The sequence below is a fragment of the Streptomyces sp. HUAS MG56 genome (genome assembly GCF_058673395.1).
Genome location: NZ_CM178722.1, coordinates 6040703 through 6059419, shown reverse-complemented (window position 1 = coordinate 6059419; position 18717 = coordinate 6040703). Strand labels below are relative to the sequence as shown.

Below are 18717 nucleotides of genomic sequence, written 5' to 3'. Positions count from 1 at the left end.
ACCTACCGTCAGCGCGCGTACGACCCGAGGCCCACCAGGCAGTAGACGTAGGAGTTGATCGTCGCGCCGTTCCACGTGTAGCGGTACGAGAAGGCGTACTGCGTCCGGGAGTTGTCGTTGCAGCGGCTCAGGTCCGTGGTCAGCGGGATGGTCTCGATGACCTGGTAGTGCGCGTCGGACGCGGAGCACGAGACCTCCTCCACGCCGCTGACGGACTGCGCGGTGGTGGAGTCCGGCAGGGTGCCGTTGAGGCAGGTGCCCGAGGTGTACGGGCTGGGCTCGGGGCTCGGGCTGCTGTACGGGTCGCCGCTGGCGTAGGGGTCGCCGCTCGGCGTGTACGGGTCGCCGGTGTAGGGATCGCCGCTCGGCGTGTACGGCGCGCTCGTCGGCGTGTACGGCGACGGCGACGAACCGGCGTCGTCGGACGAGCCGCCCCCGCCACCGCTGTGGTTGATCACCACCAGCAGGATCACGACGAGGGCGACGACCCCGAGCACGCCCAGACAGGCGACGCCCTGCTTCGGCTGCTGGGGCGACTGAGACGGCTGGGGTGACTGGGGTGACGACATGGGCGGCTCCCGGGTGTGAGGATGGGCACCACGAGTGTGGTGCAGCAGAGCACTGTTCTAAAATTTCTTTCTAGAAAACTATTCCAGTATGAGCCGGAAACAACAACGCGGTGAAGCGACCGTGGAGACCGTCCTGGACGCCGCCCTGCGCGTGTACGCGCAGACGGGCGACCAAGGGCTGACCGTGGGTGCCGTCACGAAGGCGAGCGGGGTGAGCCTCGGCAGCCTCTACCACCACTTCGGCAGCCTCGACGGGCTGTTGAACGCCCTGGTCATGCGCTGGCTGGAGCGGCTGCTGGGCGAGCTGGTCAAGGCCCTGGAGGGGACCCGTACCGCCCACACGGGCATCCGGGCCCTGGTCGGCGCCTACTTCGACTTCGTCCAGGAGCACCCGGCCGCCGCCCGGCTCCTGCACTCGGCCTACGCCGACCGTCAGGGCATGGCCGACGGGCAGCGGCTGCGGGACGCGCAGGAGGCCCGCCTGTCGCCGCTGGCCCAGTGGGCGCAGCGGTACGTGGACGCCGGCGAGATCGCTCCGCTGTCCGGGCCGCTGATCGAGTCGCTGGTCCTCGGGCCCGTGACCGCGGTCGCCCGCCGCTGGCTGTCCGGCACCGGGGACGTGGACCTGGACGAGGCCGCGCTGGTCCTGCCGGACCGGATCTGGCGGTCGGTCGGCGCGCAGCCGGCGTGAGCGCCGGCTGCGGCGCCTTCGGCGGGGAACAGTGACCGTATGGAACAGGAACAGGCCCGCGCCTGGCTCGCCACCGCCCTCGCCGAGGCCCGCGCCGGGCTCGCCGAGGGCGGGATCCCCGTCGGGGCGGCCCTCTACGGGCCCGACGGCACCCTGCTCGGCCGTGGCCACAACCGCCGCGTCCAGGACGACGACCCCTCGACGCACGCCGAGACGGCGGCCTTCCGGGCGGCGGGACGGCAGCGCACGTACCGCGGCACGACCATGGTCACCACCCTCTCCCCCTGCTGGTACTGCTCCGGCCTGGTCCGCCAGTTCGGCATCTCCCGGGTGGTGATCGGCGAGGCCACCACCTTCCGCGGCGGCCACGACTGGCTCGCCGCGCACGGTGTGGAGGTCCTGCTGCTGGAGGACCCGGAGTGCGTCGCGCTGATGCGCGCCTTCGTCAGGGACAACCCGGACCTGTGGCACGAGGACATCGGTGACTGACGCCTCGGTCACCCTCGGTTAATCAACCCGGCGTTCGTCCCACCACCCGATCCGCTGAAATGAACCGGCCGCGCATGTCCCCGTGCCTCCCCTCGGCATTGCCTGGAAGGGGGCCCGCAACCAGGGGCCCCTTCTGCGATGGGAGACGCGTGCGAATCACTGACATCCAGCGCTGCGAGGTCCGGCCGGGACGGCTCGTCGAGTGGACGCTGAGCCCGGCGACGGTCGCGGCGGCGACGGCGGTCCCGGAGGACACGAGGCCCCCCGCCTACATCCAGGAGTCGCACATCCGGACCGCCAAGTGCGTCCGGGAGGACGGGCTGTTCGTGCCGACCTGGCTGGGCACCGCCTTCGACATCCCGGGCGCGGTCGACCTCGATGTGCTCCAGGAGGCGCTGCGGGCCTGGACGGTACGGCACGAGACGCTGCGCAGCGGCTTCCGCTGGGCCGGAGACGCCGGTGACGAGCTGCGCCGGTTCACGCTCAACGCCGCCGACGTGTCGCTGCACCGGGAGGACGCCGGGGACTTCCCGGACTCCGAGCGGCTCGTGCGCCATCTCCAGGGCCGCTTCGACTCCGTCGCGGACGCGCTGCGCTGGCCCAACCTCATCTACACGGCGGTCGTACGGCCCGACGGTGTCAGCGTGTACATGGCCTTCGACCACAGCAACGTCGACGCCTACTCCCTGCAGCGCATCCCCGCCGAGGTGCACGAGCTGTACACGGCGGGGCTGACCGGCGCCACGCCCGACTCCGGCGCCCCGGTCGCCAGTTACGTCGACTTCTGCCAGATCGAGCGGGCGGACGCGGACGGCATCGACGCCCGGCACGCGATCGTCGACCGCTGGCGCGCGTTCATCCGGCGCTGCGACGGAACGCTGCCCGGCTTCCCCGTCGATCTGGGCCTGGAGCCGGGCGGCCCGCTGCCGCGCCAGCGGATGCTGTGCGAGCCGCTGGCGGACGCGGCCGAGGCGGCGGCGTTCGAGGCGTACTGCCGGCCCTACGGCGGCAGCCAGGTCGGGCTGCTGGCCGCGACCGGGCTGATCGTGCACGAGCTGGGCGGAGCGCCCGTGTACCGGACGGTCGTGCCGTTCCACACCCGGGTGAAGTCGCGGTGGAGCGACTCGGTGGGCTGGTACGTCGGCGGCGCCCCGATCGAGGTCCCGGTCGGCCGTGCGACGGAGTTCCGGGACACCCTGCGGTCCGTGCGCGACGAGCTGCGCGCCAGCCGGCCGCTGTCCCGGATGCCGCTGGCCCGGGTGCTGAGCCTGCTCGGCGCGGACTTCCGGCCGACCTCGCCGGACCTGTACTCGATCGTCTCCTACTGCGACGCCCGCACCATCCCGGGCGCCGAGCACTGGGCCGAGCAGCGGGCGCACGGGCTGATCCGGGTGTCGTACGGCGACCAGGTGTGCGTGTGGGTGAACCGGCTGCACGAGGGGCTGTGGCTGGCCAGCCGGTACCCGGACACGGACGTGGCGGCGAAGAACCTGCGGCTGTACGTGGAGCGGCTGCGCGATCACATCGCCTCCGTCGCGCACGGGAGCCTCACCGCGGCGGTTTCCTGACCCGGAACAGACATCGCCGTTTTTCGTAACCCAACGGACACCACTGACTCTGGTCCGGAGCAACTTCCCCTTCTTACACTGCTGTTGAGGGGGCGATCGTTGAGGGGGGCGATCGGTGGGCAGACGGTTGCACGGACGCGGGGCGCTGTTCGACGCCGAACCGGCCGGTCTCGCACCACGGCTGATCGGCCTGCGCCCCCATCATCACCGCGCCACGCCCCTGGAGCACCCGGACGAGCCGCCCTTCGTCGTGCTGACCGGCACCCGGGGCCTCGGCAAGAGCGCGGTCCTCGCCGAGCTGCGGGACGCCTATCAGGGGCACACACCGGTCGCGCTGGCCGACTGCGCGGAGGAGCAGTTCGCCCGGCCGCCGGTGGACCGGCCCGCCGACTCCTGGTCGCCGCTCGCGCAGGCCCTGCTGGTGATCGCCGAGCAGCTCGCGGAGCCGGTGACCGGCGCCCGCCGGATCACCTTCCCGCGGCTGATGACGGGCCTGGTCGCGGTGGCGGCCGGCGGCTGGGGCGACGCCGACTCGGAGCGGATCCGCCGGGAGGTGGAGCGGATCCTGCTGCTGAACGAGGGCGGCTCGCGCTTCGGCGGCTTCGCCGGGCGCTGGGCCGGAAAGGTGGCGGCCAAGGTGGTCGCCGCGGCCACCGGCACCGGCCCGCTGGTCTCGGGCGCCATCGAGGCGACCCTGGAGGCGATCGCCGAGGGGTTCGCCGGCCGGCGCCACCAGAAGGCGTCCGAGTGGTACCGGACGTACCCGAACGCGGGCGGCCACGCGCAGCGCGGGCTGATCCTGCTCTCCCGGCACTTCCGCGAGGACGGCCCGGCGCGCGAGCACGCCGAGCGGTATCTGGTACGGGCCCTGCTGGCCGACCTGACCGAGGCGTACAGCGGGGTGCTGCCGAGGATGCAGCGCCTCGGCCGGCCGCTGGTGCTGCTGGACAACGCGCAGGCGGCGCCCGGTCCGGGGCTGCTGGCCGCCGTGCTGCGGGACCGGGCCGAGGGCGTCCGCGACCAGGTGGCGTTCGTCGCGGCCCGGCGCGGCGAGGGCCGGGCGGAACTGCGCAGCGCGGCCCGGCGGGAGCTGGCGGGGGTGGCCCGGCGCACGGACTGGGCGCCGGACGCGACGCCCTCCTCGCGGGCGCTGCTGGTGGCGCTGCCGCCGCTGAGCGCCGACGACACCCTGCACCTGGTCGGCTCGGTCTGCGGCGACCTGCCGGTGCCGCCCCATCTTCCGCACGCCGTGCACCGGCTGACCGGCGGCAACCCGCAGGGCATCGTGCTGCTCGCCGAGTCGGCCGCGCAGAACCTGCCCGGGGCGTCCTCGCTGGGCGAGCTGCTCACCGCGCCGGTGCGGCTCGCCGAGGACCAGCCCGGCGTCCCCGCCTACGAGGCGCTGCTGGACCGGCTGGTGCCGCCCGAGCACCTGGCGGAGCTGACCGTGCTGGCCGCGGCCCACGGCCACGGCTCGGCCAGCGCGCTGGCCTCGGCGCTGCTGCCGGACACCTTCGGCCCGGCGGACGTACGGGAGTTGCGGACCCTGCTGGCCGCGGAGGGACTGCCGGTCGTGCCGGGACGGTTCGTCGGGGACCGGTTCGTGCGCACACTGCTGCTGCTCCGGCTGCACCTGCTGGACAGCGACCACCGGTCGTGGCGCACCGCGCACGAGACGCTCGTCGCCCACTACACCGCACCCGAGCACGCCCGCTACCGGCTGCACCACGAACTCGCCCTCGGCGTCACGGAGTCCGCGGTCCGCGAGCTGCGCGACACCTTCGCCACGGCGGACGTGCGCGGCTGGCTGCGCACGCTGCGCTTCGCGGCCTCGGCCCCGTACTTCCACGCGCACGACGCCGAGGGCCGTGACTTCACCGGGCGCGGCGACGGGCGGACCGCGGTGGCACTCGGCCGCACGGACGCCGACCAGGCCGTACCCGAGGGCGCGGACGCCGTACTGCACTTACGGATACGGCGGTTGCTGCACGCCGTGTGGCAGCTGGCGGACCCGCTGGTGCTGCCGGACCCGCAGGTGTGCGACCGGCTCCGGTTCGAGCTGGAGCAGCTGTCCAACCTGCGGCCGGCGGCGGGTGCGCTGCTGTGGCGGGCCTCGCGGGACTGGCCGGCGGCGGCGCTCGCCGGGCGCCCGATGACCGGGCCCGACGACCCCGACGATCCCGAGGACGGCGGGGACGGCGGCCCGGACGACCGGAACAGGGGGGAGGCGTGATGGCGCGCAGGGGTGTGGGGACGTGGTTGCGCGAGGGCGTGTGGGAGATCCCGCTGCGCCGCTATCTGGCCCTGCTGCTGGCGGCGGCCCTGGTGACCGGCCTGGTGTTCGCGGTCCGCGTCCTCGCCCACGACGACCGCTCGTGCGCGCCCGGGGTGTCCCGGCCGCAGGGCAGCGACGAGTGCGTGGGCGTGGCCACGGGACCGGGGCCGTACGACTTCGGGCAGGACCGGCTGACCGACGCCGCGAAGGCGATCGCGCGGGAGAACGCCCGCCTGAAGCCCGGGAGTTATGTGACGGTCGCGCTGATGCTGCCGTACACCTCCGGCTCCCCGACGATGCTGAACGACATCCAGCACCAGCTCCAGGGCGCCTATCTGGCGCAGTACCAGGCCAACCACGACTCCAACGGGCAGTCCCCGCAGATCCGGCTGGTGCCGGCCAACCCGGGGGCGACGGGCACGTACTGGCAGCGGACCGTGGACCAGCTGGCGCGGATGACGACCGGCACGGACACGCTGCGCGCGGTCGCCGGCGTCGGGCAGAGCACCGCCGCCAACAAGGCGGCCGTCGCGGAGCTCACCAGGCTGCACATCCCGGTGATCGGCTCCTCCATCACCTCCGACGACCTCGCCAACGGCCAGGGCGGCAAGGACCCCTACCCCGGCCTCGCCCGGGTGGCGCCGACCAACACCGACGAGGCCCGCGCGCTGACCAAGTTCGCGCAGCTGAAGCAGGGCAAGGCGCTGCTGGTGTACGACAACCCCGGCGACCCGTACACGACCACGCTCCAGAAGTCGTTCGCGGCGCTGCTCAAGGGCTCGCGGTACGAGCCGTGGCCGTTCACCCCGCCGGCGGACCGCAGCCAGGAGGGGACGACCGCGAACACCTTCCGGCAGATCACGGACCTGGTGTGCGACACCGACCCGGGGACCGACACGATCCTGTTCGCGGGCCGGCACGTGCAGCTGCGGCAGTTCATCAACGCGCTCGGCGCCCGCGGCTGCCAGGACCGGAGGTTCACCGTGCTCACCGGTGACGAGGCGTCCTATCTGACCTACGAGAAGGACCTGAACCGGGACGCCCTGCGGCACAACCTGTCGGTGCTCTTCACCTCCCTCGCCCACCCGGACGCCTGGGTGAAGAGCCCGCCGGCGACCGGCGGCTCGCAGGCGGACTTCACCACGCTCCAGACCCTGCTGACGTCCGCCGAGCGGTCACCGGTGGGCCCCATCGGCTCGGTCGCCCTGGACGACGGGCAGCTGATCATCGGCTACGACGCCGTGCGGCTGGCCGTGCACGGCATCCGCGAGGCGGTCCAGCCCGGCAAGGCGGTCCCGGCGCTCGCGGACGTGGGCCTCCAGTGGCCGCAGGTCAAGGGCAGGACGCTGCGGGTGAACGGGGCGAGCGGCTGGATCTGCCTGGACGTGCACGGCAACCCGTACGACAAGGCCGTACCGATCGTGGAGCTGACCCCCGAGGGCAGCGCACGCTTCGTCCGGGTCGCCTGGCCGGAGGGAAAGCCGCCGTCCCCGGACTGCCTGCCGCCGGCGACCTAGCTAGCCCCGCCCCAGATATTCGATCAGTCGTTCGAACCTGGTCCGCCACACGGCCTCGTTCTCCCCTTCGCCCCGGAACTCCCGGGTGAAGCGCAGCACGCTCGCCGTGTCCCCGTCCCGTTCCAGGTGGAACCGGATCCGGCCGCCGCCCTCCAGGGTGTACTCGGCGACCCGGTCCACGTCCCAGGCCGTGACCCGGCCGGAGCCCAGCTCGGGCAGGCTGACCGCCCCGTCCAGCCGGGGCTGGAGAAAGCCGACGGCGGTGCACCACCCCGAGAGTCCCTCAGGGGTGGCCACCGCCGGCCAGACGTCCTCCATGCGCTTCGGGAGCCGCACCAGGAAGTGGAGTATGTGCGCGTTCCCGTGGGTCTGACTGGTGCCCTGTGCGATGGAACCGCTCATGACACCAGTGTCACCGACCCCGCGGTCACACGCCCGCGTACGAGTGCTTGCCCGTGACGAAGATGTTGACGCCGTAGTAGTTGAACAGCCAGCAGCCGAAGGCGATCATCGCCAGATAGGCGGCCTTGCGGCCCTTCCAGCCGGCCGTCGCGCGCGCGTGCAGGTAGCAGGCGTAGGCGACCCAGGTGATGAAGGACCAGGTCTCCTTCGGGTCCCAGTTCCAGTAGCGGCCCCAGGCGTCGCCCGCCCAGATCGCGCCCGCGATGATCGTGAACGTCCACAGCGGGAAGACGGCCGCGTTGATCCGGTAGGCGAACTTGTCCAGCGACGCCGAGGCGGGCAGCCGCTCCAGCACCGAGGTCGCGAAGGCGCCGGGCTTGCCGCCGGTCTGGAGCTTGGTCTCGTAGGAGTCCTTGAACAGGTACAGGATCGTGGCGACCGCGCCCACGTAGAAGACCGCACCGCAGAAGATGGCGGTGGAGACGTGGATGTACAGCCAGTACGAGTGCAGGGCCGGGACCAGCTGGTCGCTCGCCGTGTAGAGGACGGTGACCGCGAGGCCGAGGTCGAGCAGGACCGTGGTGATCAGGAAGAGGCCGAGCCAGCGCACGTTCTTCTTCAGGGCCAGGAGCGTGAGGTACACGCCGACGGCGACCGTGGAGAAGGTGATGTTGAACTCGTACATGTTGCCCCACGGGGCACGCTCCACGGAGGCCGCGCGGGCGACGACGCCGGCCAGCTCCACCAGGAACGCGAGCACCGTGAGGGAGACGGCGACCCGGCCGAACAGGTCGCCCTGCGCGTCACCGCCGTGCGCGCCGGGGCCGTCCGGCACGTCCCGGGCGCCGGACGCAGCGCGCACGACGACCTTCGGCCGCTCCAGCACGGCGGTGCCCCCGGCCTTCTTCACGGTGACGGCGGGTCCGCTCGCCTTCCCCTTCGCCTCGCCCTCGGCGGTCAGCGCGCTGGCCGTGCGGGCCACCTTGCTGCGGCTGCCGAAGATCCATTCGAGGATGTACGCGAAGAAGGCCAGGGTGTAGACGGCCATGGACGAGTAGATGAGCGTGTTGCTCATGCTCGCCAGATGTTCGTTGGTGGCGACGGCCAGCTCGGTCGCGGCGGCGAGAGTCACTTCTCAGCCCCTTCGGGTACGACGGAAGATTCGGTGGAGTCGTCGTCGGCGTCGGGGGCTCCCGGCGCCTGGTCGTAGAGGGTTCCGGCGAGGTCGCCCAGTTCCTCGGGCACCTTGGCGGACTCGCTGCGGCCGAGCCCGGCCATCTCGACGACCGTCACGCCGTCGGCGCCGCGCACCGCGCGCACCCACACCCGGCGCCGCTGGATGAACAGGGACGCGGCCAGACCGAAGATCGCCGCGAAGGCACCGCCGAGCGCCCAGCCGCTGCCGGGCTCCTGGACGATCTCGAAGCCGGCCCACTGCTTGATCTCCTTCTCGAAGGTGATCGAGCCGGCGCCGTTCGGCAGTGTCATCGTGTCGCCGGGCTGGAGCAGCTTCTTCAGCAGCTGGCCCTTGGAGTCCTTGAACTCCTTCATGTGCGTCTTGTCGAGCTGGTACACGCTCTGCGGGATGCCCGAGTTCACGCCGAGGTCGCCGTGGTAGGCGTTCACCGCGAGCAACGGGTTCACCAGCGCCGGGAACGCCGAGAGCATCGTGCCGCTCTTCGGGTCGAAGGTCGGCACGAAGAAGGCCTGGAAGCCGAGCTGTTCCGAGACGCCCTGCCCGTTCTTGTAGCCGTCCATCACCTTGATCACGCCGTTGGAGGTGACGTTGCCGTCGAGCGGCAGCAGCGGCACGGCGTCGTGGTAGACGACCTTGCCCTTGCCGTCGCGGACGGTGACGACGGGCGCGTAGCCGTGGCTGACGAGGTAGACCTTGGAGTCGCCGATGTGCAGCGGGGAGTTGACCTTGATGGTGGCCGACTGCTCCTTGCCGTACGCGCCCTTGCTGTAGTCGATGTTCGCCTGGTAGGTGCGCGGCGTGCCGCGGTTGGGGCCGCTGACCTCGTAGGTGCCGGTGAACTTCTTCAGGTCGAAGCTGAACGGTTCGAGGTCGTCGTTCTGGAACATGCTGCCGGACTTGAAGTCGTCGTACTGGAGGATCGAGTTGGAGAACCCGTCCCCCTCGACGACCAGCTTGGTGCCGTCCGACTTGTACATCTGGCCCCAGGCGAAGGCAATCAGCAGCACGATCAGGGCGATGTGGAAGACCAGGTTGCCCAGTTCGCGCACATAGCCCTTCTCGGCGGCGACCGCGTCACCGGCGACATGGGCGCGGAACCGCTTCTTCTTCAGCAGCGCGAGCGCGGCCTCGCGGACCTTCTCGGGATCCTCGGTGGTACGCCAGGTGGTGTAGGCGGGCAGCCGGTTCAGCCGCCTGGGCGCACCCGGCGGGCGGCCGCGCAGCTGGCCGACGAACTGCCAGGCGCGCGGGATAATGCAGCCGATGAGGGAGACGAACAGCAGGATGTAGATCGCGGAGAACCACACCGAGCTGTAGACGTGGAACAGGCCGAGCTTGTCGTAGATCGGCGCGAGCGTCTTGTGGGCCTTGCTGAAGTCGTCGACCTTGTTGAGGTCGGCGCCGGACTGCGGGATCAGCGAGCCGGGGATCGCGGCGAGCGAGAGCATCAGGAGCAGCAGCAGCGCGACCCGCATGGAGGTCAACTGCCGCCAGAACCAGCGGGCCCAGCCGATGACGCCGAGGCCGACCGGGGCGGAGAGCTCCTCCTGTGGGGCCGTGGACAGCTGGGAGCCGGCCGCGCCCAGCTCCTCCCGGTCCCGGCTGCTCTTGTCGGTGTCGGTTGCGCTCATCGGTCAGATCCCCACAGTGAAGCCGTTGGACCAGGTCTGCATCTGCTGCACCAGACTGTCCCAGGCGCCGGTCAGCAGCAGCACACCGGTCGCGATCATCATCGTGCCGCCGATGCGCATCACCCACACATAGTGGCGCTTGACCCAGCCGAAGGCGCCGAGCGCCTTGCGGAAGGCGAGGGCGGCGAGCACGAAGGGCACACCGAGGCCGACACAGTAGGCGATCATCAGCACGGCGCCGCGGCCGGCGCTCGACTGGTTCATGGAAAGGAGGTTCACGGACGCGAGGGTCGGTCCGATGCAAGGCGTCCAGCCGATGCCGAACAGGGCGCCGAGGACAGGCGCGCCGATCAGGCCGGCGGTGGGCCGCTTGTGGAAGCGGAACTCGCGCTGGGTGAGCCAGGGCATCAGCCCCATGAAGAAGACGCCCATGACGATCATGAGCACGCCGAGCACCTTGGACAGCGTGCCCTGGTACTCGCGCAGGGTGGAGCCGAAGAAGCCGAACAACGCCCCGCCGGAGACGAACACGGCGCTGAAGCCGAGCACGAACAGCGCGGCTCCGCCGATCATCCGCCCGCGCCGGGCCTCGGCCAGATCGGTGCCGGCGACACCCGTGACGTACGAGAGGTAGCCGGGCACCAGCGGCAGCACGCAGGGCGAGAAGAAGGAGACGAGCCCGCCGAGCAGGGCCACCGGCAGGGCGACGAGCAGGGCGCCGTTGAGCACCGTCTGGTTCTCGCCCGTCGCCGCGAGCGTCACGAGGGCGCTCACGTCACTTCTCCGCCAGGACGGGCTTGAGCATCTTCAGCAGAGCGGTGTCGTCGAGCGCCTCCAGGGCCCGCGCGGCGACCTTGCCGTGCTTGTCGATGACGAGCGTCGAGGGGATCAGCTGCGGGTTGAGGGTGCCCTTCTTGAACCGGAGCATCAGCTTGCCCGTCGGGTCGTACAGGCTCGGGTAGGTGATCCCGTGTTCCTTCTCGAAGTTCACCGCGGGCGTGGTGCTGGTGTCCCGGGTGTTGATCCCGACGAACTGCACGCCCTTGCCCTCGTAGGTCTTCGAGACCTTGGCGAAGTACGACGCCTCTTCCCGGCACGGGCTGCACCACGAGCCCCAGACGTTCACGACGACGACCTGGCCCTTGAAGGAGGCCACGTCGAGCGTCTTGCCGTCGATGGTCTCGCCGGACAGGTCCGGGGCCGCGTCGCGCTTGCCGAGGGGGGCGGTGGAGATGCCGTTGTTGCCGGTGACGAAGTTGGTGTTGCCACCGCCGCCGGAGGTGCCGCCCTTGCCGCACGCGGACAGGGTCAGGGCCGCGACAGCGGCTACGGCGCTGAGCTGGGCGGCACGGCTACGGGTACTCATGTGAAAAGTTTCGCATGGCGGTTCCGGGGATTTCGCGCACCCCCCTGCCGGGCGGAAAACCGCATTTCAGGGCGTACTTACACGGGACATTTCCGGCAAGGAGGAACGCGCGCGGGACGTCAGGCGAGGAACGTCTTCCAGCCGCCGGCGGGAGCCTGCCCGGGAGCCAGGGTGCGCAGCTTGGCCAGCACCTCGGGCTTCTGCACGTCGATCCAGTCGGCGAACTGCCGGAAGGAGACGAGGCGGACGTCGGCGCCCTTCTCCTTCGCCTGCGCGATGTGCTTGAAGGCCTTCTCGACGGCGTCCATGTAGATGCCGCCGTTCCAGTGCTCGAAGTGGTTGCCGATGAAGAACGGCGCCCGGTTCGAGAAGTACGCCCGCTTGAAGCCGGCGATGTACGCCCCGGCCGCCTGCTCGCGCCAGCCCGGGTAGTTGTAGGCCGGCGCCTTGGTCGAGTTCTGCGACTGGTTGAACATCATGTTGTAGTCCATCGAGAGGACCTGGAACTTCTTGCCGGGGAACGGGACCTCCTGGAGCGGGAAGTCCCACAGGCCGTGCTTCTTCACCGGCCACATCTGCAGACCGCCGGGCGAGGAGGCGTCGTAGCGCCAGCCCAGTTCGCGGGCGGTGGGCAGCAGGTTCTCCTGGTTGAGCAGGCAGGGCGTACGGCCGCCGACGAGTTCCTTGTCGTAGTCGAACGGCAGGGCCGGCATGTCGGTGAAGCCGGTGTTGGTCTTCCAGTTCTTCACGAAGGACTTGGCCTGCTTGATCTCGCTGTGCCACTGCTCGGGCGTCCACCACTTGACGGACGTGTGGGCGTCGCCGCAGAAGTGGCCGTTGAAGTGGGTGCCTATCTCGTGGCCTTCGAGCCAGGCCCGGCGGACGTTGGTGATCGTCGCCTTGACGTGCTCGTCGTTGAGGTAGCCGATGTCGGAGGCGCCGATCCTGTTGTTCGGCGGGTTGTACATCCGCTTCTTCGACTCGGGCAGCAGGTACAGGCCCGAGAGGAAGAAGGTCATGCTCGCGCCGTGCTCCTTGGCCAGGTCAAGGAAGCGCGGGAAGAGGCCGTTGCCGACCTCGCCGGCGCCGTCCCAGGAGAAGACCACGAACTGCGGCGGGGTCTCGCCCGCCTCCAGCGGCCGGGGGGCGTCCGGCTGGTGCGGCTGCTTGCCGGTGAAGGAGGTGGAGCCGTCGCCGATGAGCTTGCCCGCGGGCGCGGCGTTCGCGCCGTCGCCGCCCTGGGCACTCGCGCCGCCGGAACCGTTCGCAGCGCCGCCCGAAGACGTGGAGGTGCCGCAGCCGGCGAGGGTGGCGGCGGCCGCAGCGCCTGCGCCGAGGCCGAGTATTCCCCGGCGGGAGAGGGGCCGGGAGACGGTGCGCATGGAAAATCCCCGATTCGTCGCGCCTGCTGGAGTGAGTCACCCACAGAGAGGGCACAGCGATCGGGGAGGTTCCGATAATTCTTATGTTTTTCGCAATAGTTGCAACAAAAACGATCAAAGTACTGTCAAACGGACCGTCAGGAAATGGCCATCAGGCTCCGAAGGCCTTGCCCTGAGCAGCGTTCTTGCCCTTCTGCGGCTTGGCTCCGGCCCGCAGATGGGCCGGGACCAGATCGATGGCGGGCTCGCTGTAGCCGACCGACACGATCTTGTCGCCGAGGTAGGTGAACGACGTCAGGGAGGCGAGGGTGCACTGCCGCTTGCGCGGATCGTGCCACAGCCGGCGCCGTTCCACATAGGACCGGACGATCCAGATCGGCAGCTGATGACTGACCAGCACCGCCTCGTGACCGCGCGCCCTGTCCTTCGCCGCGTTCAGCGCGGCCGTCATCCGCACCACCTGGTCGATGTACGGCTCGCCCCAGGACGGCCGGAACGGGTTGACGAGGTGCTTCCAGTTCTCGGGACGCTGCAGCGCGCCGTCCCCCACCCCGAAGGTCTTGCCCTGGAAGACGTTGTCGGCCTCGATGAGCCGCTCGTCGGTGTCCAGGTCGAGCCCCTGCACCTTGGCGATCGGCGTGGCCGTCTCCTGCGCCCGCTCCAGCGGCGAGGCGCAGACATAGGTGATGTCGCGGGGCGCGAGGTGCTCGGCGACCCGGTCGGCCATCTGCCGGCCCAGCTCGGAGAGGTGGTAGCCGGGCAGCCGGCCGTACAGGATCCCGGTCGGGTTCTCCACCTCGCCGTGCCGCATCACGTGAACGACGGTGACGTCCTTGCTGCCGTTGAAGGGGGTGCTCACGCGGTGGCCTCCGCAGCCGCTCGGGCCGCCGCCGGAAGGGCGTCGGCGATCTTCTGGACAGCCCGCTCGTCATGGGCCGTGGACACGAACCAGGACTCGAAGGACGACGGCGGCAGATAGACGCCGTTCGCGAGGAGGGAGTGGAAGAACGCGGTGAAGCGATGCGACTCCTGGCGCTTGGCGTCCTCGTACGTCCGCACCGTCCGGTCGGTGAAGAAGACGGAGAACATGTTGGACGCGTGCTGCACCCGGTGCGCGACGCCCTCCTTGCTCAGCGCCTCGCTGACCAGGCCCTGGATCTGCGCGGACACGGCGTCGACCGTCTCGTACGCGGCGTCGTCGAGCAGCCGCAGCTGGGCGAGCCCGGCGGCGGTGGCGACGGGGTTCCCGGACAGCGTGCCGGCCTGGTAGACGGGCCCGGCGGGAGCGAGGTGCGCCATGACGTCGGCACGCCCGCCGAAGGCGGCGGCGGGGAAGCCGCCGCCCATGACCTTCCCGAAGGTCATGAGGTCGGGCTTGACCCCCTCGACCCCGTACCACCCGGCGCGGCTGGTGCGGAAGCCGGTCATGACCTCGTCGGAGATGAAGAGGGCGCCGTTCTTGTGGCAGGCGTCCCTGAGCCCCTGGTTGAACCCGGGGTCCGGCGGCACGACGCCCATGTTGCCGGGCGAGGCCTCGGTGATCACACAGGCGATCTCACCGGGGTGCCGGTGGAAGGCCTCCTGCACGGCCTCCAGATCGTTGTACGGCAGCACGATCGTGTCGCCGGCCTGGGCACCGGTGACACCGGGGGTGTCGGGCAGCGCGAAGGTCGCGACCCCGGACCCGGCGGCGGCGAGGAGGCTGTCCACGTGGCCGTGGTAGCAGCCCGCGAACTTGATCACCTTGGACCGCCGGGTGAACCCGCGGGCCAGCCGGATGGCGCTCATGGTCGCCTCGGTGCCGCTGCTGACGAGCCGCACCTGCTCGACGGGCTCGACCCGGGCGACGATCTCCTCGGCGAGCGCGACCTCGCCCTCACCGGGCGTGCCGAAGGACGTACCGCGCGCGACGGCCTCCTGAACGGCGGCGATGACCTCGGGGTGCGCGTGCCCGAGGATCATCGGCCCCCAGGAGCACACGAGGTCGACGTACTCGCGCCCGTCGGCGTCGGTCAGGTAGGCCCCCTTGCCCGACACCATGAAGCGGGGCGTACCGCCGACGGCGCGGAAGGCGCGCACCGGGGAGTTCACACCGCCCGGCGTGACGGCGGAGGCGCGGTCGAAGAGCGCCTGGGAGACGGGCGCGTCGTAGGGATAGGGCGTTTCGCTCAGGGCACTCATGGTGTGCGGCTTCTCCGGCTTCTCGGACTCCGGTGACGTGGGTGACCTCCTCAGGGTAGGCCGCGGTTCGCCCGGCGAGCGGCCGACCTCCGGATCGAAGCCGCGCCATCTGCGAGACTGAGATCTGATACACACAGCTCATGGACACGTAGTAGTCCACGTAGTGGTCAGGAGCTGTTGAAGATCCTGCGGACTGGTGTTTCACCGCACGTTTCGGCGGGCGGCCGTGGGGGAGGTCACTGACACGATGATCGGGTTGCGCGGCGGGGGCCACGCGTCCTAGAAAAGCAGTCGGGTGGAGATATGCATCGCGGTGGCGGACTGGGCGAGGGGACTGATGACCTGGGTCCTCGACGCGCCCGGCGGGGAAGGCACCGGCGCGACGCGGAGGAGACGACCGAAGCACGTCGGGCTGACGCGCATCAGGCGCACGGCGCACCGGGCGACCGCCTCGGAGCGGGGAGCAGGAATGGTGGTCGGGTGGGGGTGACGTACAAATACTTCGGCGCGCCGGACGGCGCGACCGCGGCCCGCGTCCCCATCTCGATGCGTCCCGAGGAACTCGGCGGCGACGAGCTGGGCATGAACGGCATGTTCACCAAGATCAAGCCGGAGACGATGGCCGCGATGGTGCTGACCGGCATCGAGGGCGTCCCCCTGCACAAGGTGCCGCCCCTCGAACTGGTCGTCCTGCACCCCGACTACGCGGTCGTCAGACTCCCCATGACGGTCGTCGACCCCCTGCGCGGCATCGGCGAGGAGGCGGTCGGCGCGGCCGCCTTCATCTGGTCCACGGTCCCGGACCGCGGCGGCCCACGGGACGCCTTCAACGTGTACCAGCTGCTGCACGAATGGCAGGACTTCTCGCACCGGCTGCATGAGGCGGGGCATCAGCCGTATTGCCTGGTGTGGCCCTGAGCTGAGGGTTTCTTGCGGGTCGGGCGGGGTCTTCGGGCCTCGCCGACAGCGGACAGGCGGACCTCTCGTTCAACTGCTCGTCGCCGAGCGGCTCCTGCTCGTGGGGCCCGGACTCCGGCGGGCGGCTGAGGGGCGACGGACGACGGCACGATCCGGCGCGCCGCAGCCGTGAAGCTCTCCGGCGGCAGGTGGGGGCCTGCGCTCGACCGTCACCGACACCCACGGCGACGGCTCGACCACGAGGGTGTACAACGCGTACGCCGTCAGCCGAGGCCCGACGGGACCGGTCCTCGCCGCCACCCGGGGTCCGCCGCCGACAACCGCCTCAACTCCCCTGCTCCAGACCGCCGTTGCCGTCGCAGCGAGCCGCAACGAGCGGGAGGACCTGCCCGTGGCGGCTGTGCTGCGGGAACAGCCCCCACCCATGCGCTCCGGCCGCCGTACCGCCTCCCCCGGGCCCGCCCGGTACGCCACACGCTCCTGCCCGTTGGGAACCGGCCGTAGTGGGGTTATCGTCGGAATCCTGGGGCCAGGACGAGGAGGACGGCCGGTGATGTCGCAGGACGAGGCCGTGATCGGCTGCATGGGCAAGGTGCTCATCGGGACCCGTGGAACCGCCGGTCCCGGCGAGGTGCTCGTGCGGGTCAGAGGCGGCTCCGAGACCTTTCTCGCCTGGTCCGAGAATCCCCTGCCCGCGGGCGCCACGGTCCTCGTGATCGAATCACGCGGATGCCGCGAGGTCGGTGTCATCGAGTGGGTGGATCCATTGGACGCGCTCGACGGAGACACCGCCGGCGCAAGCTGAGGAGTACAGGCATGTTCGGATACCGCGTTCCCGCTCCCGACGAGGCGATGCTGATCTCGGGAGGCAGGCGGGGACTGGGGGGCGCTCCGTTCCGCGTGGTCACGGGCCACGGCAAGTTCGTGCTTCCGGTCTTTCGCAAGGTCCGCTTCCTCACGCTGTCGATGTGTGAGGCGGAGGTCACCGAGACCTGTGTGACCAAGCAGGGCATCTCCCTGCACGTGCGCGCGGTCATCGCCTTCAAGGTCGGCAACGACCAGGAGAGCATCATCAACGCCGGCCAGCGCTTCCTGTCCGACCAGGAGCAGATGTCGGTGCTGACCGGCCGGATCTTCGCCGGTCACCTGCGGGCCATCATCGGCTCGATGACCGTCGAGGAGATCGTCACCGAGCGGCAGAAGCTCGCCGCCGAGGTGCTGGACACCTCGAAGGTCGAGATGGCGAAGATCGGCCTGATCGTCGACTCGCTCCAGATCCAGTCGATCGACGACGGCGACACCGGCTACATCGCCGCGATGTCCGCCCCGCACAAGGCGGCCATCCAGCGCCAGGCCCAGATCGCCCAGGCGCAGGCCACCCAGGCCTCGGTCGAGGCGGAGCAGGCGGCGGCCCGCAAGCAGGCCGAGTACGCCCGGCAGACCGCCGTCGTCCAGGCCGAGTACTCGGCCGAGGTCGACCGCGCGCAGGCGCAGGCCTCCCAGGCCGGTCCGCTGGCGCAGGCCCACGCCCAGCAGGAGGTGCTCGCGGCACAGACCGAACTGGCCCAGAAGCAGGCCGAGTTGCGGCAGCAGCAGCTGGTGGCCGAGGTCGTCAAGCCGGCCCAGGCCGAGGCCGAGCGGGTCCGGATCCTCGCCGCCGCCGAGGCCCAGCGCATGAAGATCCAGGCGGAGGCCGCGGCCTCCTACGACCGGGTCGCGCTGGACCGGATGCTGATCGACCAGCTCCCGCAGATCGTGAAGGAGGCCGCGGGCGGCCTGGCGGGCGCCAACGTCAACGTCCTCAACGGCGCCGACGGCCTCGGCGAGATCGCCGCCGGCCTGGTCTCGCAGGGCCTGACGATCCTCGACTCGGTCCGGCAGAACCTGGGCGGCCAGGACAAGGAGAAGACCGGCACCGCGGGCGCCGCCGGAGGCACCAACCCGAGCGGCCTGCTCCAGCTGCGCGCGGGCAAGGGCCGCTCCTCGGACGACGACGGCCCGGTCACCGTCGACTAGCACGTGAAGTGCCGGTCGGGACCGGGGCCCCGGTCCCGACCGGCACCGCCACACGCCACCGCCACCGCGAGGCCCTCGACGCCGTCGCACACGTGAGACCTCGCCGCGGAACCGATCACGAGAACGGCCACCACCCCCACCGGTGACACCCCGGCCCGGCGCGACCACCCGGAAACCCTACGTATTGTAGGTTCCCAACCGCCAGCGGCCACACGTCTGTTCAACGGGGGACCCATGCAGGACAGCGAGACGAAAACCGGCGAGGAGGCGTGTGCGCGCAGTCTCACGCCCACGGTGACCCTGCTGGTCGTCAGCCTGATCGTCGCCGCCGTGGGCGTGTACGAGCTGTGCGGTTTCGGCCTGCACAGCCTCGACCGGCGCCCGCACCTGTTCAGTGACGGCCTCGCCACCGGCGGGGTGATCGTCGCCGCGGTGGCGGCCGGCGCGGCAGTGGGCAACCTGGCCTGGCACCTGGCGGCGGCCCGGCGCGGCACGGGTAAATCCGGTTGATTTC

The 18717-nt window shown here is 70.8% G+C and carries 18 protein-coding genes; 9 read left to right on the top strand and 9 right to left on the bottom strand.

Features of this window, described 5'->3' with window-relative positions; all coding sequences use genetic code 11:
• Positions 1-8 precede the first annotated feature (8 nt).
• The gene (locus AC4OXY_RS28650) at positions 9-569 is read right to left on the bottom strand and encodes an LppU/SCO3897 family protein (protein WP_491991316.1); all 561 of its coding nucleotides are present in this window, start codon (positions 567-569) and stop codon (positions 9-11) included.
• A gap of 88 nt (positions 570-657) precedes the next feature.
• On the opposite strand from AC4OXY_RS28650, the gene AC4OXY_RS28645 reads away from it, so the two are divergent.
• The 5 genes from AC4OXY_RS28645 (at position 658) to AC4OXY_RS28625 (ending at position 7109) form a co-directional block, all read left to right on the top strand.
• Positions 658-1260, top strand: coding sequence for a TetR/AcrR family transcriptional regulator (locus tag AC4OXY_RS28645; protein ID WP_356037747.1), 603 nt, complete (start codon positions 658-660; stop codon positions 1258-1260).
• Positions 1261-1299: 39 nt separating this feature from the next.
• Entirely contained in the window at positions 1300-1749 is a 450-nt protein-coding gene (locus AC4OXY_RS28640; protein WP_362823588.1) for a nucleoside deaminase, read from the top strand.
• A gap of 149 nt (positions 1750-1898) precedes the next feature.
• Positions 1899-3317 (top strand): condensation domain-containing protein, encoded by a 1419-nt coding sequence (locus AC4OXY_RS28635; protein ID WP_491991315.1) that lies wholly within the window; start codon positions 1899-1901, stop codon positions 3315-3317.
• A gap of 115 nt (positions 3318-3432) precedes the next feature.
• Positions 3433-5550, top strand: coding sequence for a hypothetical protein (locus tag AC4OXY_RS28630; RefSeq protein WP_491991314.1), 2118 nt, complete (start codon positions 3433-3435; stop codon positions 5548-5550).
• A complete protein-coding gene (locus AC4OXY_RS28625) occupies positions 5550-7109 on the top strand; it encodes an ABC transporter substrate-binding protein (RefSeq protein ID WP_356037757.1) in 1560 nt (519 codons plus the stop codon). Before AC4OXY_RS28630 ends, AC4OXY_RS28625 begins: the two co-directional genes overlap by 1 nt.
• Here the strand turns inward: AC4OXY_RS28625 and AC4OXY_RS28620 are convergent, their stop codons facing one another.
• The 8 genes from AC4OXY_RS28620 to hemL all read right to left on the bottom strand — a co-directional run bounded on the left by AC4OXY_RS28620 (position 7110) and on the right by hemL (position 15260).
• Positions 7110-7511, bottom strand: coding sequence for an SRPBCC family protein (locus AC4OXY_RS28620; protein WP_356037760.1), 402 nt, complete (start codon positions 7509-7511; stop codon positions 7110-7112).
• 25 nt (positions 7512-7536) lie between these two features.
• Positions 7537-8643, bottom strand: a complete 1107-nt coding sequence (gene ccsB, locus AC4OXY_RS28615) for a c-type cytochrome biogenesis protein CcsB (protein ID WP_356037763.1) — start codon at positions 8641-8643, stop codon at positions 7537-7539.
• Positions 8640-10340: a cytochrome c biogenesis protein ResB gene (resB, locus tag AC4OXY_RS28610; RefSeq protein ID WP_356037766.1), complete on the bottom strand. Its 1701-nt coding sequence runs from the start codon at positions 10338-10340 to the stop codon at positions 8640-8642. Before resB ends, ccsB begins: the two co-directional genes overlap by 4 nt.
• A 3-nt stretch (positions 10341-10343) precedes the next feature.
• Positions 10344-11114 (bottom strand): cytochrome c biogenesis CcdA family protein, encoded by a 771-nt coding sequence (locus AC4OXY_RS28605; protein ID WP_491991313.1) that lies wholly within the window; start codon positions 11112-11114, stop codon positions 10344-10346.
• 1 nt (position 11115) lies between these two features.
• Positions 11116-11706, bottom strand: a complete 591-nt coding sequence (locus AC4OXY_RS28600) for a TlpA family protein disulfide reductase (protein ID WP_356037771.1) — start codon at positions 11704-11706, stop codon at positions 11116-11118.
• A gap of 119 nt (positions 11707-11825) precedes the next feature.
• A complete protein-coding gene (locus AC4OXY_RS28595; protein WP_356037774.1) occupies positions 11826-13088 on the bottom strand; it encodes a polysaccharide deacetylase family protein in 1263 nt (420 codons plus the stop codon).
• A 151-nt stretch (positions 13089-13239) separates the two neighbouring features.
• On the bottom strand, positions 13240-13899 hold the full coding sequence (locus AC4OXY_RS28590) for a histidine phosphatase family protein (RefSeq protein ID WP_356037786.1): 660 nt from the start codon (positions 13897-13899) through the stop codon (positions 13240-13242).
• A gap of 44 nt (positions 13900-13943) precedes the next feature.
• Positions 13944-15260, bottom strand: a complete 1317-nt coding sequence (hemL, locus tag AC4OXY_RS28585; protein ID WP_356037789.1) for a glutamate-1-semialdehyde 2,1-aminomutase — start codon at positions 15258-15260, stop codon at positions 13944-13946.
• A 312-nt stretch (positions 15261-15572) separates the two neighbouring features.
• On the opposite strand from hemL, the gene AC4OXY_RS28580 reads away from it, so the two are divergent.
• The 4 genes from AC4OXY_RS28580 to AC4OXY_RS28565 all read left to right on the top strand — a co-directional run bounded on the left by AC4OXY_RS28580 (position 15573) and on the right by AC4OXY_RS28565 (position 18713).
• The gene (locus AC4OXY_RS28580; protein ID WP_356037777.1) at positions 15573-16187 is read left to right on the top strand and encodes a hypothetical protein; all 615 of its coding nucleotides are present in this window, start codon (positions 15573-15575) and stop codon (positions 16185-16187) included.
• A gap of 553 nt (positions 16188-16740) precedes the next feature.
• Positions 16741-16992, top strand: a complete 252-nt coding sequence (locus AC4OXY_RS28575) for an NfeD C-terminal domain-containing protein (RefSeq protein WP_356037780.1) — start codon at positions 16741-16743, stop codon at positions 16990-16992.
• An 11-nt stretch (positions 16993-17003) separates the two neighbouring features.
• Positions 17004-18203 (top strand): flotillin family protein, encoded by a 1200-nt coding sequence (locus AC4OXY_RS28570; RefSeq protein ID WP_356037783.1) that lies wholly within the window; start codon positions 17004-17006, stop codon positions 18201-18203.
• Between the two features lie 234 nt (positions 18204-18437).
• On the top strand, positions 18438-18713 hold the full coding sequence (locus AC4OXY_RS28565; RefSeq protein ID WP_356035981.1) for a hypothetical protein: 276 nt from the start codon (positions 18438-18440) through the stop codon (positions 18711-18713).
• Positions 18714-18717: the final 4 nt, after the last annotated feature.

What these genes read in the sequence shown, in the direction of transcription:
- AC4OXY_RS28650 (WP_491991316.1), bottom strand. Translation starts at nt 569, where the DNA reads ATGTCGTCACCCCAGTCACCCCAGCCGTCTCAGTCGCCCCAGCAGCCG.
- AC4OXY_RS28645 (WP_356037747.1), top strand. Translation starts at nt 658, where the DNA reads ATGAGCCGGAAACAACAACGCGGTGAAGCGACCGTGGAGACCGTCCTG.
- AC4OXY_RS28640 (WP_362823588.1), top strand. Translation starts at nt 1,300, where the DNA reads ATGGAACAGGAACAGGCCCGCGCCTGGCTCGCCACCGCCCTCGCCGAG.
- AC4OXY_RS28625 (WP_356037757.1), top strand. Translation starts at nt 5,550, where the DNA reads ATGGCGCGCAGGGGTGTGGGGACGTGGTTGCGCGAGGGCGTGTGGGAG.
- AC4OXY_RS28620 (WP_356037760.1), bottom strand. Translation starts at nt 7,511, where the DNA reads ATGAGCGGTTCCATCGCACAGGGCACCAGTCAGACCCACGGGAACGCG.
- resB (WP_356037766.1), bottom strand. Translation starts at nt 10,340, where the DNA reads ATGAGCGCAACCGACACCGACAAGAGCAGCCGGGACCGGGAGGAGCTG.
- AC4OXY_RS28600 (WP_356037771.1), bottom strand. Translation starts at nt 11,706, where the DNA reads ATGAGTACCCGTAGCCGTGCCGCCCAGCTCAGCGCCGTAGCCGCTGTC.
- AC4OXY_RS28595 (WP_356037774.1), bottom strand. Translation starts at nt 13,088, where the DNA reads ATGCGCACCGTCTCCCGGCCCCTCTCCCGCCGGGGAATACTCGGCCTC.
- AC4OXY_RS28590 (WP_356037786.1), bottom strand. Translation starts at nt 13,899, where the DNA reads ATGCGGCACGGCGAGGTGGAGAACCCGACCGGGATCCTGTACGGCCGG.
- AC4OXY_RS28580 (WP_356037777.1), top strand. Translation starts at nt 15,573, where the DNA reads ATGCATCGCGGTGGCGGACTGGGCGAGGGGACTGATGACCTGGGTCCT.
- AC4OXY_RS28575 (WP_356037780.1), top strand. Translation starts at nt 16,741, where the DNA reads ATGTCGCAGGACGAGGCCGTGATCGGCTGCATGGGCAAGGTGCTCATC.
- AC4OXY_RS28570 (WP_356037783.1), top strand. Translation starts at nt 17,004, where the DNA reads ATGTTCGGATACCGCGTTCCCGCTCCCGACGAGGCGATGCTGATCTCG.
- AC4OXY_RS28565 (WP_356035981.1), top strand. Translation starts at nt 18,438, where the DNA reads ATGCAGGACAGCGAGACGAAAACCGGCGAGGAGGCGTGTGCGCGCAGT.